Here is a 16,545-nt window from a genome sequence, read left to right on the forward strand (position 1 = left end):
TAGTCCTCTCTTTTTGGCAATTCATCTCGTCGCTGGGCTATGAATTTTGCGGTAACCATGAGCTTGAGGTTCAATTATGTTCTTACGATTTTAAAAGACAGTATAGATGATGGCCTTCCAGATGTAAGATACTCCAAGGTCGGCATGGAACCTTCTCTAGTCTATCTTAGCTTTGTTCTAGGAACGACTAAGCTGGCTTGTAGGTATGCTGAATACTGAGTACGCAGTGCTGTGGATGGGGGCTAGATTATGGTGTTTAGTAGCTTCTGGGTATGATTTCGCCGTATGGTATTTTTGAGATTTTAGAGTTGAGCTGTTGAAGGCAACGCGTGGCGTCTATCTCTGGAGATGTCATTATTTTTATTTTGGACAGATTAAGGTCGATGATGTCTTAAATACACTGTAAATTACCCAACCACAACCTCCGACGACGACGAAAGACAGCACCGATGGCACGTAAAATCTTCCTCTTAGCCGGTGCGGCGGGTGCCGGTAAGAGCACCTGGATCACCGCGCATCCCGAACTTGCAGACCTCACGCATTCTTGGGATGCCGAGCGCCGCAAATGCGGATACATCACCTACACGCTCGATAATCAGCCCGCACTAGCCTTATCACAAAACACCAGTGCCGAATCGAAGGCTATCCGCCGGGTGAACGACTGTGTGGAAGAGAATATGCGGCACGGCAACACCGTATTTATCGACAATATGAACGTGCTGCTGCGCAACATGAAAACCTTCCTCGAATTTGCGCGCAAATACTGCTACACCGCATACCTCGTCGATTTTCAAGGCGAACTCACCCTCGACGAGCTGTATACGCGCAACATAGCCCGTGAATACATCAAGCGCGTACCCGAAGAGGTTATCGAGACCGCCTACAACAACCACCGCGAGCTGCGCGAGAACTGGCGCAGCATCCTCAAAAACTACCGGGATGTGGTCGCCGGGTACATCGCCCCCGACCAGGTTTTTACCGAACTCTTCACCCCGGTGCGCGTGCTCGATAACTACCATAAAGTAGTCGTGGTCGGCGATATTCAGGGCATGGGTGGTGAACTCGAAAAGCTTATCAGCGCCCTCTCACCCGAAACCGGGCTGAGTGATGAAAACATCTGCTGGATATTCGCCGGCGACCTTTTCGACCGCGGACAGAACCCCGAAAAAGTCTTTGACATCCTTGAACCCGCCCTCAGCACCCTGCCCAACGTGCACCTGGTGATGGGCAACCACGAACGCTCCATCATGCACACTATCCGGGGTGTGCGCCGCTACCGTGATGCCCGCGAAACCCTGGATGCGCTCGCCGCCCACGGCGTGTACAACAGCCGAGTGATCGCCATGCTCAACACCGCCGTGAATATGATGCCCTTTACTCTTGGGCAGGAGCGTTATTTTGTAACCCACGCCGGGGTTGCACCGCAGCTCTTCGCGGATTCCCATCGCACGCTGGAAGGCGTAGGGGAGGGATACCTCACGGGGCTGTATGCAGATGAAACGTTCTATTTGGGTTCTAATCCGTATCCGCAGGCGCGGGCGGGTAAAACCCAGTACGCAGGCTACGAAGACACGCTCAACGACCTAAGCCGGGCCGCCGGTATCACCCAAATTTACGGTCACCGCCCGGCGGCACTCGGTTCGGCAGGATACAGTAATCTCATTCCGTTAGAAAGCAGCGTCGAATTTACCGGCGGCGAGCTGAGCGCCGTGGTGTTCAGCCGCGAGGATAGCGCATCCGGTGCACCCGAAAAAGCCGTATGGAAGCGCGAAATCGTGAAAATTCCATCGAGCTCCCTCGTCCCCGATCCTTACGCCTCGGGGAGCAGAGCGGCGGGGGCCTCGAACAATGCTGCAAACGGTTCCGCAGAACAACTCAACGACGGGCATCGCCTGCTAGAGGAGATGCGCGCCAACCCCAATGTGAACGTGCGCGCAACCGAACCTGCCGGCGTGCTCGCGTGCAATTTCACGCGTAAAGCCTTCTACAAAGGCGCCTGGGATAAGACCACCGCCAAAGCGCGCGGGCTCTTTATCCACGCCGAAACCGGCAAAATTGTGGGGCGCGGGTACGAAAAATTCTTCAATATGGACGAGCCCGGGCATGAGAGTGAGGCACACGTTCGCGAACGCCTCACCTACCCGGCCGTTGCACGCGCCAAAGAAAACGGATATCTAGCGATTATCACGGTCTTCGAAGGTATGCTCACCGTCTACAGCAAGAGCGGGGTAACCGCCTACAGCCGCCACGCCGAAGGCATCCTGCGCGCCGCCCTCACCCAGAAAGAACGCGCTCGGCTCACCGAAGCGCTCACCCGCATGGATTCATCACTAACAGTTGAGGTGGTCGATCCGTTCCGCGACCCGCACATCGTGCCCTACGAACACGTCACGCTCTATCTGCTCGATATGATCGCAAACACCGCGCAGTTCAGGGTGAAACCGGCCCGCTTTGAAGACCTGTGGCTCTCACCAAAAGCCTTCGCGCAGCCGCGCCCCACCAAGGAATACGGCCCCGTGCGCATCTCTACGGTCGAAGAAATTCCCCTCAAGGACGACGCCGATTTCACCCGCCTGCTTCAGGATGCGCGTACAAGCGACGCTGAAGGCTGGGTTATCCGTGACTCTACGGGCTATATGGTCAAAATCAAGGCGCCCGGGTACTCCGCCACGAAACGAGCCCGCGCGATTCCCGCGCTGGTGGACTACCTGTGCGAGCCATCCGAACAGCGCAGGGGCACCCAGGCCGACCGTGAGAAGCTGGAACGCAACGCCGAACGCCTGGGGCTGAACCTCAGCGACTATATTGTCTCCACCATCAGCAGGCACCATGCATGGGATTTACCGCGGCTGGCACCGCATCTGAAAGACCTGCTGCACGGCGTTAACACGCACGGACGGCTGGACTAGCCCACAAGCTGAGGTGGCGCCCGCGAGAACGTGAGCGCCGCCTCAAGCATGTTGCGCGGGTCTGCATAGCTATACGTGCGTTACAATTCCTAAACAAGCATTCGTGCCAGCAAACGTGCGAATACCGGGCTTACACGAGTAAAGGAATCACCGTGAAAATTATTCTGACCGTAACCGGAATCGATCACGAAGGCATTATCGCCGCCGTCACCACCAAGCTCACGGAACGCCACGTGAATGTGCTTGACGTTTCTCAAACCATTATGGGCGAGTACTTCACCATGATTATGCACTGCTCCTTTGACGACACCGAACAGAATCTCATCGACCTACAGGAGTCTATGACAGCCGTAGAACACGCCCAAAAGGTGCAAATCCGTATTCAAGCGGAAACCATCTTCAAAGCGATGCACAGCATCTAAGGCGCGGGATAACCTCAATGATGAACGACCAAATACTCGAAACCATCCGCATGATCGAGGAAGAAAAACTCGATATCCGCACCGTTACCATGGGCATCTCGCTCCTGGACTGCGCCGACTCTGACGGCGATGTGGCACGCAGCAAAATCTACGACAAAATCACCTCTCGCGCTAAAAACCTGGTGAGCGTATGTGAAGGTATCGAAGTTGAGCTGGGCATACCGATCGTAAATAAGCGCATTGCCGTAACCCCAATTTCCGTGGTCGCGGCAGCTAGCGGAGAAAGCGAATATCTTGAGTATGCTCGCACTCTCGATGCCGCAGCAAAAGCCGTGGGCGTGAACTTTATTGGCGGATTCAGCGCGCTGATCGACAAAGGCGCTACCCCTTCCGATAACGTGCTCATGGATTCTATTCCCGCTGCGCTCGCTGAGACCGATGTCGTGTGTTCGTCGGTGAATATTGGTTCGTCCCGCGCCGGTATTAACATGAGCGGCGTTAAACGCATGGGCGAAATCATTCGTGAAACCGCTGACCTCACCGCAGATACCAACGGCTTCGGGTGCGCCAAACTTGTGGTCTTCGCCAACGCCGTGAGCGACAACCCCTTCATGGCGGGCGCTTTCCACGGAGTACAGGAGGCAGACACCACTATTTCGGTGGGCGTTTCCGGCCCCGGTGTGGTGCAGCGTGCCCTACAGCAAGTGCGTGGCGAGCGTTTTGATGCGTGCGCCGAGGCTATCAAACGCGCCGCCTTCAAGATTACCCGCGTGGGCCAGCTGGTCGGTCATTTAGCCGCCGAACGCTTGGGCGTGTACTTCAATATTGTGGACCTTTCACTGGCGCCTACCGCTGAGATCGGCGATTCAGTAGCGCATATCCTTGAAGAAATGGGTCTGGAAACTGTGGGAACTCACGGTACCGTGGCGGCGCTTGCCCTGCTCAACGATGCGGTCAAGAAGGGCGGGCTCATGGCCTGTTCGCATGTGGGTGGGCTCTCTGGGTCGTTCATCCCGATCTCCGAGGATGCTGGCATGATCGATTCTGCCGCCGCCGGGCATATTACGCTCGATAAGCTGGAGGCGATGACCGCGATCTGCTCGGTCGGGCTGGATATGGTTGCGGTGCCGGGCGATACCTCCGCCGCGACGCTTGCCGCCATGATTGCCGATGAGGCTGCGATCGGTGTGATGAACCACAAGACCACCGCCGTGCGCGTGATTCCAGCCGTCGGTCTGGGCGTGGGCGATACCGTCGAATTCGGCGGGCTGCTGGGGCGCTCCCCGATTATGCCGGTGCATACCCCATCTTCGGAGGCGTTCATCGCCCGCTGCGGCAGGATACCCTCGCCGGTGCACGGGTTTAGGAACTAGGAGCATCTGCGGCTTCGTTTTCTCGGTACTAAAAGAGCCTTGACGTGAATAAAGCGTTAGAAAATTCGCTTTTTTCACGATCAAGGCTCTTGCTATGAGGGGACGGGACGCGGCTAGCTAGTGCACAAACCTACCCATAAATCCTTCAATGAGCAGGCGTGCGTTCGCATTAGTACGCAGCCTGCCGAGCACAACCTCAAGCGCCTGCACATGTTCCAAGGTCTGTGCGGCACTCGTACGTGCGGCAAACTCGGCGAGCGCATCCCGGGCGTGCTCATTCATGAGGGTAGACCCGGAGTTTAGCTGCAGGGTGAGCACATCGCGTAGCACCGTCTGAATCTCCGTCATCGATCGCAGCAGTGTATCCGATTGGATGCGCTTCGCACGCCGTTTCTGCTCGTCCTCCAGTCGCCGCACCTGCGAGCGCAGACTGGGGGAGATGCGCGCCCCTTCGGTGATGCCCAGGATCGCCAATAGTTCGGAGCGTTCCTTCTCGTCGCGTGCCGCAGCGGCTTCGGCGGCGTCCTGTTCCGCGAGCGTGATAAGCCTGTCCGCTGCCGCATACGCCGAAGAAATAGAACGAATGTTCATGATGAGAAGCGGTAGAGTTTCGCGCCGCTGCAGGGCTGTGGGGTCGTGTGCCAGTCGGGCGGCAATCTCGGCATCACCCTGCGCGAGTGTTGCCGCGTGGCGTGCCAGCGCATCCTCAACCCCGTCGGCAGCGAGCTTGGCGGCAACATCGGCGATAGCAGGAACCGGCAGCTGTACGGGGCGGCAGCGCGAACGAATCGTCACGAGCACATCGGTGGGGGAGGGAGCCGTCAGCAGCCAAATCGTGTGCGGCGGCGGTTCCTCGATAGCCTTCAAGAGCACGTTAGAGGTGCGCTCGGGCATGCGTTCGGTGTCTTCCATAAGGATCACGCGCCACCGCCCGACCGACGGCCTATCCTGCGCCTTCATCACAAGGTCGCGGGCATCGTCAATGCTGATGCTGACCGCCTCGGTGCGAAAATGTGTAAAGTCCGAGTGCGAACCGTTCAGCACGGTCACACAGCCCTTGCAGGTGCCGCACCCGCGATCGGCAGGATCGGGCTGTTCACACAGCAGCGCCGCCGCGAAAATAAGAGCAGCTCGCCGATGCGGTGCCCCCGCCGCCCCGGTAAAAAGCCAGGCATGCGTGGGGCGTTCGGCGGATGCGTCGCGGCGCAGTTGGTCAAGCGTGCCCGCGGGCAGAATCAGCTCATCCCACAGGCTCATAGGGCGTCCTCCCCGAAACCACCGGGGGTAAGATTCTCATCGGTATCACCGTTATCGCGGGCTAACTCTCGGGATTTCAAGAGCGGGCGAACAACCTCAAGCACCCGTTCGTGCACCGCATCCACACTTCCACAACCATCCACTACATAATGCGCACCGTCGGCGTTCTGCTGCGCAATATCAGCGAAAGCAGCATGCACGCGGGCTTTGAAATCAGCGCCTTCCGCCTCAATCCGGTCTACGGTGCCGCGGTCGCTCATGCGCTGGGACTCATCGGTGAGGGGAACATCCAGCAGAATTGTGGCGTGCGGTATCAGATCTTCGGTTGCCCAGCGACTTAAATCCGTGATGGTATCTTTGCCCAGATTACGCCCAATGCCCTGGTAGGCTGCGGAAGAATCGAGATAACGGTCGCTGAGTACTACCGTCCCGGTAGCGAGCGCGGGACGAATCTTCTGCGCCGCATGCGCCGCACGGGATGCAGCAAAAATCAGTGCCTCGGCACGAGCATCGACCTCGCTGGAACCGTGTTTAAGAACGAGGTCCCGCAGAGCCTCGCCAAGGGGTGTTCCGCCTGGTTCTCGGGTAGCAATCACGGTGTAGCCTTGAGCCTCTAGAGCGGTTTGAAGCCGGGCAAGCTGGGTAGTTTTGCCCGCACCGTCACCGCCTTCGAAGACGATAAAAAGCCCGCGGCGATCGGGCGCTGAACCCGGCTGCGCGGGCGTACTCTGTGGCGTGTAGTGCAGGGAATCGTTCACCCTACTAAGGGTACCGTGCCTGCCGAACGCGATAAAGGAAGGCGAACGTTTTCACGGCGTTGCCGAGCCAGAACATGACTTTCTGCGGCGTTCGGCGTGCATGTGAGCCTTCGCTGTGCCACTCTTAAAAGCATGAGTGAAGAGAAGATGTCAGCAGAGACCTATGTGGTGAGCGGTGGCCGTCCCGCGCATGAGCATGATGCGCCGGTGAACCCACCGATTATTTTGTCCTCAACCTACCGTGGAGCCGGTACCGTTGATACCGTCTCCGATAAAGTGTATGCGCGGTTCGCCAACCCCACCTGGGAAGCTATGGAAGAGGTTGTCGCCGGGTTGGAAGGTGGCACACACGGTCTCTTATTCCCTTCGGGCATGGCAGCGATTGCCTCGATTCTGGATTTGGTACCGGTCGGGTCGGTTATTCTCATTCCTAAACATGCCTACATGGCCTCTATCACTATGAGCAAGGATTTGCAGAAACGCGGTATTGCTGAGGTCGTGCGCATCGATCTGGAAGATACCGCTTCGGTGATCGCCGCCTTCGAAGATGCTGCTGCCCGCACCGGTGTAACCCCCGAAACCGTGGATTATGCAGCTCCGAAGGTACTCGCCTGGCTGGAGAGCCCCACGAACCCCATGCTTGAGGTAGCCGACCTGCCTACTATTTGCGCTGCGGCGAAACGTCTGGGCGTGGTGACCGCTGTCGATAACACCTTCGCCACCCCGATTTTGCAGAAGCCTCTCTCCTTCGGTGCTGACGTGGTGGTTCACTCTGCGACCAAGTTCCTGGCAGGGCATTCGGATGTGCTCCTGGGCATTACGGTCACCTCGAACGAGGACCTCTATCAGGCAATGCTGCACCATCGCATCACCAACGGGGCTATTCCCGGACCCGTGGAGGCGTGGCTCGGCTTACGCGGTCTGCGAACCCTGGCGCTTCGCGTTGAGCGTTCGGTGCACAACGCGCAGAGGCTGGCTGAGCGCTTGAGTGAGCATCCGGCGGTAGAAGAGGTACGGTACCCCGGTTTGCCCGGCAGTAATGGGCATGAGCTGGCTAAGAAGCAGATGCACGGCGGGTTCGGCGCGGTGCTGTGCGTGGTCTTGCGTGCCAGCGATGAACAAACGCAGCGTGTGGTAGAGGCTTTGCGCGTGTGGACTCCGGCAACGAGCCTTGGTGGTGTAGAATCCCTGATTGAACGCCGTCGTCGGCACGGGAGCGAACCCGACTCCATTCCGCCGTCGCTGCTGCGTCTATCGGTCGGCATTGAGAATGTCGATGATCTCTACCAGGATTTGGTGACCGCCATCGAGCAGGTCATCCAGTAAGGAAAATATGACTGCTCCTCAGCTTTTGTTTTACGCCACCCTGATTATTGACGGGTTACTTGCCCTCGTGGTGGCGTGGATTTGTATTCTCGCCTTTGTGCGGTCCGTCATGGCACCCGCGAATATGTACACGTTCAACGGCAAACGCTCCAAGAATTTCTGGATGGCTATGACCGGCGGTTCCGCCGCGGTTGGTCTGCTGGGGGTTTGGAGCGCCTTGAGCTTTACATATAACCCCAGCGCTACAAGCAGCGTGGTACTTTTCCAGCTGGTCGCCGCCACTATTTCGAGTGTTTTCCTAGCGGGAGTCTGGCCTGCCGTGGGCGGTAACCGCCGCTACTAGGCGCTCGTTTCGTCAAGGCGTGCAGCCCGTATCTTTCACCCGGGTTATAGGGTGACTTTGACCTTTTCGGCGCGTGGCGCATCCGTACAGGGTGCGCTACGCGCCGATTCGTCTTCTGCCGCGAGATATAGGGCAAGATGGCGGTGTGGTGTTGCTGGCATAAGCATGACAAACCGCCGCCCGCATGAAAAAATAGAAGCTATGACATATAAACTAGTACTCCTGCGTCACGGCCAGTCGGAGTGGAACGAAAAGAACCTGTTCACCGGCTGGGTCGATGTGAATCTGACTGATAAGGGTCGTGCTGAGGCTCAGCGCGGCGGCGAACTGCTGAAAGAACGCGGCATCCTTCCCGATATTGTGCACACCTCACTGCAGCGCCGCGCTATCAACACCGCAAATATTGCCCTGGATGCGGCCGACCGCCTCTGGATTCCGGTCAAGCGTACCTGGCGTCTGAACGAGCGTCACTACGGCGCTCTGCAGGGTAAGAACAAGTCTGAGATCCGTGAAGAATATGGTGACGAGAAGTTCATGACTTGGCGTCGTTCCTACGATGTGCCGCCTCCGCCGCTGGACGATAGTGACCCCTACTCGCAGGCAAACGATCCCCGCTACGCAGACGTTGAGAACGCACCCCGCACTGAGTGCCTCAAGGACGTTCTCGGTCGTATGCTTCCATACTGGGAATCCGATATTAAGCCCGACCTTGCCGACGGTAAGACTGTTCTGGTCGCGGCGCACGGTAACTCCCTGCGCTCGCTCGTGAAGCATTTGGAGAACATCTCCGATGAGGATATCGCTGGTTTGAACATTCCGACCGGCATTCCGCTGTACTACGAGCTGGACGAGAACTTTAAGCCTCTCAAGCCGGGCGAGTACCTTGACCCTGAAGCTGCGAAGGATGCTATCGCGGCTGTCGCAAACCAGGGTAAGTAATTATTTAACGCGCATGGTAGGAGAACCCATCGTTCCGGTAGTGTTGAACTGACCGGGGCGGTGGGTTCTCACCGTTTTCAGAGCACCTCGGCACCGCGGCGGTCAGGTTTTCGCTTCAGATACAATGCACACCGCACATCAGATAGGCACTTTCAGGAAGGAATCGCCCGTTGAACGCAGGTCTTATCGCTTTTTCCTCCGGCGTTCTCGGACTGGCTCTAGGTCTTTTGAGCATGGGTATTCTGAGGCGGTTCGAGCGTGAACGACATCGCACGACCGTTGCCGAACCTGCCTTGAGCGACGGCGCGGCGCAGGTGCTCGCGGTTATTGGGCGTGCCTATGTGGTGGTAGACGAGGTCGGAGGGGTCGTGCAGGCTTCGCCGGGCGCCTACGCCATGGGGCTGGTGCGCGGGCACACCGTGCTTTCGATTGAGCTTGCCGAGATGATCCGCACCGTGCGGCACCGCGGTATTTTCGTGGAAAAAGAACTTGAGATAGCCCGGGGCGAGGACGAATCCCTGGTGATCGATTTGCGCGTGGCTCCTGTGGGAAACGAATATATTCTGGTGCTCGCCGATGACCGCACCGAAATCTCGCGTGTGCAGCGGGTACGCAACGACTTCGTGGCGAACGTTTCGCATGAGCTGAAAACTCCGGTAGGGGCAATTAGCCTGCTCGCAGAAGCCATTGAAGAAGCCCGCGATGACCCGGAATCTATCGACTATTTCACGAGTCGTCTGCACAAAGAAACAAAGCGTCTGACCGCGCTGGTCCGCGATATTATCGAACTTTCCCGCCTGCAGTCCGCCGATGTGATCGGCAGCGGAAAATTAGTATCAATCAACAGCCTGGTGGGGGAGGCTGTTGATCGTTCCAATCTCGCCGCCGAAGCCAAGAACATCACCATCCACACGGATGCCCACGCCGACCGTGAGGTTTATGCAGACCCCGAACTGCTTGGGATCGCGGTGCACAACCTCATTGAGAACGCGGTGCGGTATTCCCCCGAAGATACCCGCGTTGATGTCACGGTCGAAACCTCGCACGAAAACTTGCTGATTTCGGTGACAGATCAGGGCTCCGGAATCTCTGAAGAAGACCAGAAACGTATTTTTGAGCGTTTTTATCGTGTAGACCCGGCCCGTTCACGGCAAACCGGCGGTACCGGTCTGGGTCTGAGCATCGTCAAGCACGTGATGGCGCAGCACGGTGGCATGGTCACCGTGGACTCGACCCTGGGGGAGGGCTCCACATTTACGCTGAGTCTGCCGCTTGCCGAGGCAGACCATTCGACCCCTGAAATCCTGGAATCCGCCGATAACTCGTGAGCTGAGCTACACTAGCTACAGGACATAAAACAGAGGTAACGATGACGAAAATTCTGCTTGTTGAGGATGAAGAGGCGCTCTATGACCCGCTGTCTTTCCTGCTCGGGCGCGAAGGTTTTACGCCCGTTGTAGTCGACAATGGTCTGGATGCGGTGCCTGCCTTTGAGAGAGAAGACCCAGACTTAGTACTCCTTGACGTGATGCTTCCCGGAATGTCCGGTATGGAGGTGTGCAAGAAAATTCGCGCATCCTCCTCGGTTCCGATCATCATGCTGACCGCTAAGGATTCCGAGATTGACAAGGTACTCGGGCTTGAACTTGGGGCTGACGACTATGTGACTAAGCCGTACTCTTCGCGGGAGCTGATGGCGCGCATCCGGGCGGTGCTGCGGAGGCAGAGCCCAGACCACGGCGATGAACAGGATCAGAAAGCTTTGGCGGCTGGTCCGGTGCGTATGGATGTGGAGCGTCACGTCGTCACCGTGGACGGTGAGGAAGTTTCCATGCCCCTGAAAGAGTTTGAACTTTTAGAGATTTTGCTTCGCAACACCGGTCGCGTGATGACGCGAGCCCAGCTGATTGAGCGGGTCTGGGGCGCAGATTATGTGGGCGATACGAAGACATTAGATGTGCATATTAAGCGCCTGCGCGCTAAGATCGAGCCGAAAGCATCCTCCCCGCGCTATGTGATTACGGTGCGTGGGCTGGGCTATAAATTTGAGGCGTAGAGACTCACCATATCCATACTGAAAAAGGCTCTTTATCCAACATAAAGAGCCTTTTTCTGCACCTTGAGAGGCGAATCCTTACCAGAGTTACTGTACGTTCTCGTAGACGGGTACGCTCGCCGTAGGAGCCGGGGTGGGGACTTCCTCAGATTCGTCGTATGAAGGAGTCTCTGCCGGTTCAGGAGCCGTAGGCACAGCGGTCGCCGTATTCGTGGGAACGGCAGTTGCCGATGCGCTCGGCGTTGGGGTTTTCGCAGGCGTGCTGGCACTGGGAGTTGCCGCATGAGAGGACTGCGAGGATGCACGCGAGCTCGCCGCATTCGGCATGTAGGAAGCGTACTCCTTGAGAGTTCCGTCTAAGACCGGAATATTTAGGGTCGTGGATTGATCGTTCGAAGAAACCTGAGTATTCGCCAGGGTCTCACCGGGAGTCTGCGAAATCTTCGGCACGATCACCTGAGAATCATTACTTTCTAAACGTACCTGCTGGCCCTTGGCAACCTTGACGGATTTCTCGCCGCTGGGGAACGCGAAGGTAACGGTAATATCGTGGTCGCTCTTATTCAGGATAGTGCCGAGCAGACGACCATCCGCACCTTTGCCGGATGAAACCATCATGATATTGCGAAGCTCAACGCCGTTAAGATCGGCCTTAACCCCGTCGGACGCAGCATACTGCAGGGTTGTCGGCTGGGTATAGATATAACCGCAGCCAGTTGCTGATATGAGCGCGGCTGCAATAGCCACACCCGCACCGGCGCGCTTAAGAGAGTGGGAAACGGCGAACTTCACGGCGCGTCCTCCTAGATTCTGATGAGCCCTGCGACTCTGTGTGCGTGCATATAAAGCCGCCTTGCACGCGAGCGCACAGAAGCGACACAAGATTTGACTCTCGCACTCTAGTTTAGCAATGTGATGACAAATCGTCAGTATGAGACCTGTACATGACGCCGGTTTTATGCCGTCCTCGGGAAAACACCGTGGAATTTTGCGAGTCTCGCTCAGCGTCATAAACCTGCGCAAACATCTCAAAACCTCAGAAGCACACTATCGGGTACCCTCTTAGATGTGACTGAAAACTATCCAGAGGCTCTAGCCACGAATGCTTCCCCGACAGCTCGCACCGCCATCGTCGTGCTCGGCGCGGGTTCCGGCCCCCGCCTCAAAGAAAAGATGCCTAAAGCTGCCGTCGATGTACACGGAAAAACCCTGCTGTACTGGGCACTTGAGCGCGCGCGTGCCTCGGGTATTGCGGAACGTCTCGTCGTAACGGTTCCACCTGACTGCGCGCACCGGTGCCCGCAATTACTGACCGATGCCGCCGAATTTGATGCTCTCGTTACGGAAGGCGGCAACACCCGCACCGCATCGGTCATCGCCGCCCTCGATGCGCTCGCCGCCGAAAACCCGTCCATCGATCGGGTGCTTATTCACGATTGCGCCCGCGCGTTTACGCCTCCCCAGGTTTTCCGCACGGTCGCCCAAGCGCTGACTGCCGGGCATCGGGCCGTTATCCCCGTCGTTCCCGTGATCGACACCATTAAAACCGTGGATGCGCACGGCACCGTCACCGGCACGCCCTCCCGTGCGCTTATGCGTGCCGTACAAACCCCGCAAGGCTTCAGGATCGACACTCTGCGTGCCGCGCATGAGCACAGCCGCACGCTTGAGGCTTCAGTCGCCGAGCAGATTACCGATGATGCGATGGCGGTCGAGGCATACGGAGAACAGGTACATACCGTGACTGGGCATACCGACGCTTTCAAAATCACGACCCCGCTCGACCTTCGCATAGCGCGCGCACTTTACCCAACCGCCCCGGAATCCGCCGGCTCCTAAAGGCTAAACACAAAACCGCGATGAAAGGCACCTTCATGACAGATATTCCCAGCACGCAGAACCGCCCCGGTTCCCAAGAGCCGGTCATACCCCGCGTAGGAACCGGCGTAGACGTACATGCCTTTGGCGAGGAAAACACCGAGCTGTGGATCGCGGGGCTGTACTGGCCGGACGAACGCGGGCTCAGCGGGCATTCCGACGGCGATGTCGTTGCGCACGCGGCCGCCGATGCGCTCTTTGCCGCCTCCGGTACCGGAGACTTGGGCAGTAATTTCGGGGTGGATCGTCCAGATATGGCGGGCGCATCCGGGGTGCGTATTCTCTCGGAGGCGGCGGCAATCGTGCGAGCGGCAGGTTTCGAGGTCGGCAACATCAGCGTGCAGCTGATCGGTAACCGCCCCAAATTTTCGCCGCGCCGCGCAGAAGCCAATCGTGTTCTGAGTGAAGCGGCTGGGGCTTCGGTGACTGTTATAGCGACCACGACCGACGGTTTGGGTCTGACCGGACGCGGCGAAGGCGTTGCAGCCGTTGCCACCGCACTCCTTTACCCGGTGGTGTAGTTCCCACCCTCGACGGAAGATTATTAAATGAGAATCCGGCGGTACCCGCCGCTCGGGTGCTATACCCCGTAAACTAGGTACTGTGACTATGCGTTTTTATGATTCAGCAACATCAAGCATCCGAGATTTTGAACCGGTAGTCCCCGGCGAGGCACGCATCTACTACTGCGGTGCCACCGTGCAGGGCGAACCGCATGTGGGGCATATCCGTTCCGCCCTGGTCTTCGACCAGCTTGCGCGGTGGATGCGCTACCGCGGGTTCAAAGTCACCACCGTGCGCAATGTTACGGATATTGACGATAAAATTTTGGCGAAGTCCGTTGAATCTGCACAGCCTATCTACACTGGGGAACACCCCAACGAGCAGTGGTGGGCGCTCGCGTATCGATACGAGAAAGTTTTTGCGCGCGCATATGCGACGTTGGGTATTGACCCGCCAACCTATGAGCCGCGCGCGACCGGTCACATTCCTGAGATGTTTGAGCTTATTCAGCGTCTTATCGACCGCGGGCACGCATACCCGGCGCTTGATGATTCTGGGGATGTCTACTTCGATGTGCGTTCTTGGGAACAGTATGGCGCGCTCACCCGCCAGAGTGTAGACGATATGCAGGATTCCGCCGACGCGGACCCGCGTGGCAAGCGTGATCCCCGCGATTTTGCCCTGTGGAAGGGGTATAAGGAAGGCGAACCGCTGACCGCAGCGTGGGACTCGCCGTGGGGCCGCGGTCGTCCCGGCTGGCATCTGGAATGCTCCGCGATGGCGGGTAAATATCTGGGGAAGCGGTTCGACATCCACGGCGGCGGGCTGGATCTGCGTTTTCCGCATCACGAGAATGAACTGGCGCAGTCCACGGCTGCGGGCGATGATTTCGCTAACTTCTGGATGCACAACGGTATGGTCACTTACGAGGGCGAGAAAATGTCGAAGTCAATCGGCAACACCATTTCGCCCGTGCAAATGCTGCAGCAGGCTCGCCCCTTGGTGGTGCGCTATTACTTGGGTTCGGCACATTATCGTTCGGTGCTGGATTACCGCCCCACTTCATTAGAAGAGGCACGGGTTGCTATCGAGCGTGTGGAGGCATTCCTCGCCGCCACCTTGGAGCTTATGGTCCCGAATCCGCAGGAACGTCGCGTACCGCAGGACTTTGCGGATGCGCTCGATGACGATATGAATATTCCGCGTGCGCTTGCGGTGCTTCACGAGCAGACTCGCGCCGGTAACGCCGCGCTTGCCGCCGGTTCGGATGCCTCCGAATGTGCAAACGCCGTGTGGGCGATGGCGAACGTGCTGGGGCTGATTTCGCTCATGAATCTTGACGGTTCGGGAGCATCTGGCGCGGAGCATCAGGCATTAGACGCGCTTATTCACACTATTTTGGAGCAGCGCGCGAGTGCCCGTGCCGAGAAGGACTGGGCAACCGCCGATAGGATGCGCGATGTGCTCGCCGCCGCAGGTATTACGGTCAAGGACGGCGCGCAGGGCTCTACGTGGAGCCTCAACGCATAACAGATTCCCCCGAAACTCGCCCCGAAAGCGGGCATGACAGACGTTGAACTAAAGGATACAGATATGGCTAAGGCAGGTTCGCGCCCCGGCGCTACCACGAAGAAAAAGGGTGCAACGAAGGGCACCGGCGGCCACGGTCGGCGTGCGCTGGAAGGTAAGGGCCCCACCCCGAAGGCTGAGGATCGCGTTTACCACAAGGCGTATAAGATGAAGCGCGCGGCGGAGCGCCGTGCGGCTACCGGCACGAATCGTAAGTTTCAGACTCGTCTGGGCGGCAAGCGCGTGAGTGATGAACTTGTTACCGGTCGCAACGCGGTTCTGGAGGCACTTCGCACCAATATCCCGGCGAAGCACTTGTACGTGATGAGCCGTATCGAGGTCGATGACCGCGTGCGCGACATTATGACGACGGCGAATAAGAAAAACCTGCCCATGCTGGAGATCCCCCGCAGCGAGCTGGACCGTCTTACGGATGGCTCCGTGCATCAGGGGATCGCAATGCAGATTCCGCCTTACCAGTATCCGGATGCTACCGATTTGGTGCTGGACGTTATGGAGCGCTGGCATGCCGGTAAACTCAAGTCACCCCCGCTTTTCGTGGCTTTGGATGGTATTACCGATCCTCGAAATTTGGGCGCGATTATTCGCAGCGTTTCGGCATTTAGCGGCGATGGGGTCATTATTCCTGAGCGTCGTTCTGCTGCGGTGACTGCGGGTGCCTGGAAGACGAGCGCGGGTGCGGCGGCGCGTATTCCGGTGGCGATGGCAACGAATCTGACGCGTGTGCTGCAGCAGGCAAAAGAGCAGGGTATTTTTGTGATTGGTCTGGACGGTGGGGGAGACATAGATCTGCCGAATCTACAGCTCGCTTCTGAGCCTCTGTGCGTGGTGGTTGGTTCCGAGGGTAAGGGTCTTTCGCGTTTGGTGACGGAGACCTGCGATCAGATCGTGTCGATTCCTATTGATTCGGCTATGGAGTCTCTTAACGCCGCAATGGCAGTGGGCATTACTCTCTATGACGTATCCCGCCATCGCGCTGAGTCTCACTAACGCTCTTATCCGATGTGCGTGTGGAACCTATTCGGATTCCCCACATGCTTATGCATTCGCGGTGAATATGAGGCTATAGTGGCAAACCTAAATAAATGACGCGTCTGACTAGTGTTTTTGTGAGTGTTCTATCTCATCACCCACTGGGTTGCGGTGGTGGGTGTGAGTGTGTATAGTTGTATGAGTCGCCGCGGCGAGGA

General features: G+C 57.7%; 15 protein-coding genes. 12 read left to right on the plus strand and 3 right to left on the minus strand.

Annotated elements, in window-relative coordinates; all coding sequences use genetic code 11:
- Positions 1–449 precede the first annotated feature (449 nt).
- The 3 genes from HMPREF2804_RS00595 (at position 450) to HMPREF2804_RS00605 (ending at position 4,704) form a co-directional block, all read left to right on the plus strand.
- Entirely contained in the window at positions 450–2,909 is a 2,460-nt protein-coding gene (locus tag HMPREF2804_RS00595) for an RNA ligase (protein ID WP_070626884.1), read from the plus strand.
- 152 nt (positions 2,910–3,061) lie between these two features.
- Positions 3,062–3,331 carry an ACT domain-containing protein gene (locus tag HMPREF2804_RS00600; RefSeq protein WP_004006581.1) on the plus strand — a complete coding sequence of 90 codons (270 nt, stop codon included), beginning with the start codon at positions 3,062–3,064 and terminating at the stop codon, positions 3,329–3,331.
- A gap of 17 nt (positions 3,332–3,348) precedes the next feature.
- Positions 3,349–4,704, plus strand: a complete 1,356-nt coding sequence (locus HMPREF2804_RS00605) for a PFL family protein (protein WP_070626886.1) — start codon at positions 3,349–3,351, stop codon at positions 4,702–4,704.
- 117 nt (positions 4,705–4,821) lie between these two features.
- On the opposite strand, the gene HMPREF2804_RS00610 is transcribed toward HMPREF2804_RS00605, so the two are convergent.
- Together HMPREF2804_RS00610 and tmk are read right to left on the minus strand one after the other, a co-directional pair.
- Positions 4,822–5,961, minus strand: a complete 1,140-nt coding sequence (locus HMPREF2804_RS00610; protein ID WP_070626888.1) for a DNA polymerase III subunit delta' — start codon at positions 5,959–5,961, stop codon at positions 4,822–4,824.
- The gene (gene tmk / locus HMPREF2804_RS00615; RefSeq protein ID WP_239664713.1) at positions 5,958–6,719 is read right to left on the minus strand and encodes a dTMP kinase; all 762 of its coding nucleotides are present in this window, start codon (positions 6,717–6,719) and stop codon (positions 5,958–5,960) included. The genes HMPREF2804_RS00610 and tmk overlap by 4 nt, the downstream gene beginning before the upstream one ends.
- Positions 6,720–6,851: 132 nt before the next feature.
- Here tmk and HMPREF2804_RS00620 point away from each other — a divergent pair, with 132 nt between their 5' ends.
- The 5 genes from HMPREF2804_RS00620 to HMPREF2804_RS00640 all read left to right on the plus strand — a co-directional run bounded on the left by HMPREF2804_RS00620 (position 6,852) and on the right by HMPREF2804_RS00640 (position 11,383).
- Positions 6,852–8,045, plus strand: a complete 1,194-nt coding sequence (locus HMPREF2804_RS00620; protein ID WP_070449628.1) for a trans-sulfuration enzyme family protein — start codon at positions 6,852–6,854, stop codon at positions 8,043–8,045.
- A 7-nt stretch (positions 8,046–8,052) separates the two neighbouring features.
- Positions 8,053–8,388 carry a DUF2516 family protein gene (locus tag HMPREF2804_RS00625; protein ID WP_004006586.1) on the plus strand — a complete coding sequence of 112 codons (336 nt, stop codon included), beginning with the start codon at positions 8,053–8,055 and terminating at the stop codon, positions 8,386–8,388.
- Positions 8,389–8,589: 201 nt separating this feature from the next.
- The gene (locus tag HMPREF2804_RS00630) at positions 8,590–9,327 is read left to right on the plus strand and encodes a phosphoglyceromutase (RefSeq protein WP_004006587.1); all 738 of its coding nucleotides are present in this window, start codon (positions 8,590–8,592) and stop codon (positions 9,325–9,327) included.
- A gap of 170 nt (positions 9,328–9,497) precedes the next feature.
- Entirely contained in the window at positions 9,498–10,655 is a 1,158-nt protein-coding gene (locus HMPREF2804_RS00635; protein WP_070626893.1) for a sensor histidine kinase, read from the plus strand.
- A 41-nt stretch (positions 10,656–10,696) separates the two neighbouring features.
- On the plus strand, positions 10,697–11,383 hold the full coding sequence (locus HMPREF2804_RS00640) for a response regulator transcription factor (protein ID WP_070626895.1): 687 nt from the start codon (positions 10,697–10,699) through the stop codon (positions 11,381–11,383).
- A gap of 87 nt (positions 11,384–11,470) precedes the next feature.
- On the opposite strand, the gene HMPREF2804_RS00645 is transcribed toward HMPREF2804_RS00640, so the two are convergent.
- Positions 11,471–12,175, minus strand: a complete 705-nt coding sequence (locus HMPREF2804_RS00645; RefSeq protein WP_070626897.1) for a hypothetical protein — start codon at positions 12,173–12,175, stop codon at positions 11,471–11,473.
- 276 nt (positions 12,176–12,451) lie between these two features.
- Here HMPREF2804_RS00645 and ispD point away from each other — a divergent pair, with 276 nt between their 5' ends.
- The 4 genes from ispD (at position 12,452) to rlmB (ending at position 16,345) form a co-directional block, all read left to right on the plus strand.
- On the plus strand, positions 12,452–13,222 hold the full coding sequence (gene ispD, locus HMPREF2804_RS00650; protein WP_083308318.1) for a 2-C-methyl-D-erythritol 4-phosphate cytidylyltransferase: 771 nt from the start codon (positions 12,452–12,454) through the stop codon (positions 13,220–13,222).
- Positions 13,223–13,257: 35 nt separating this feature from the next.
- Positions 13,258–13,782 (plus strand): 2-C-methyl-D-erythritol 2,4-cyclodiphosphate synthase, encoded by a 525-nt coding sequence (ispF, locus tag HMPREF2804_RS00655; protein WP_070626899.1) that lies wholly within the window; start codon positions 13,258–13,260, stop codon positions 13,780–13,782.
- A gap of 82 nt (positions 13,783–13,864) precedes the next feature.
- Positions 13,865–15,295: a cysteine--tRNA ligase gene (gene cysS, locus HMPREF2804_RS00660; protein ID WP_070626900.1), complete on the plus strand. Its 1,431-nt coding sequence runs from the start codon at positions 13,865–13,867 to the stop codon at positions 15,293–15,295.
- A gap of 63 nt (positions 15,296–15,358) precedes the next feature.
- A complete protein-coding gene (gene rlmB / locus HMPREF2804_RS00665; protein ID WP_070626901.1) occupies positions 15,359–16,345 on the plus strand; it encodes a 23S rRNA (guanosine(2251)-2'-O)-methyltransferase RlmB in 987 nt (328 codons plus the stop codon).
- Positions 16,346–16,545 lie beyond the last annotated feature (200 nt).

Source organism: Rothia sp. HMSC065G12 (genome assembly GCF_001811455.1).
Lineage (GTDB): Bacteria > Actinomycetota > Actinomycetes > Actinomycetales > Micrococcaceae > Rothia > Rothia dentocariosa.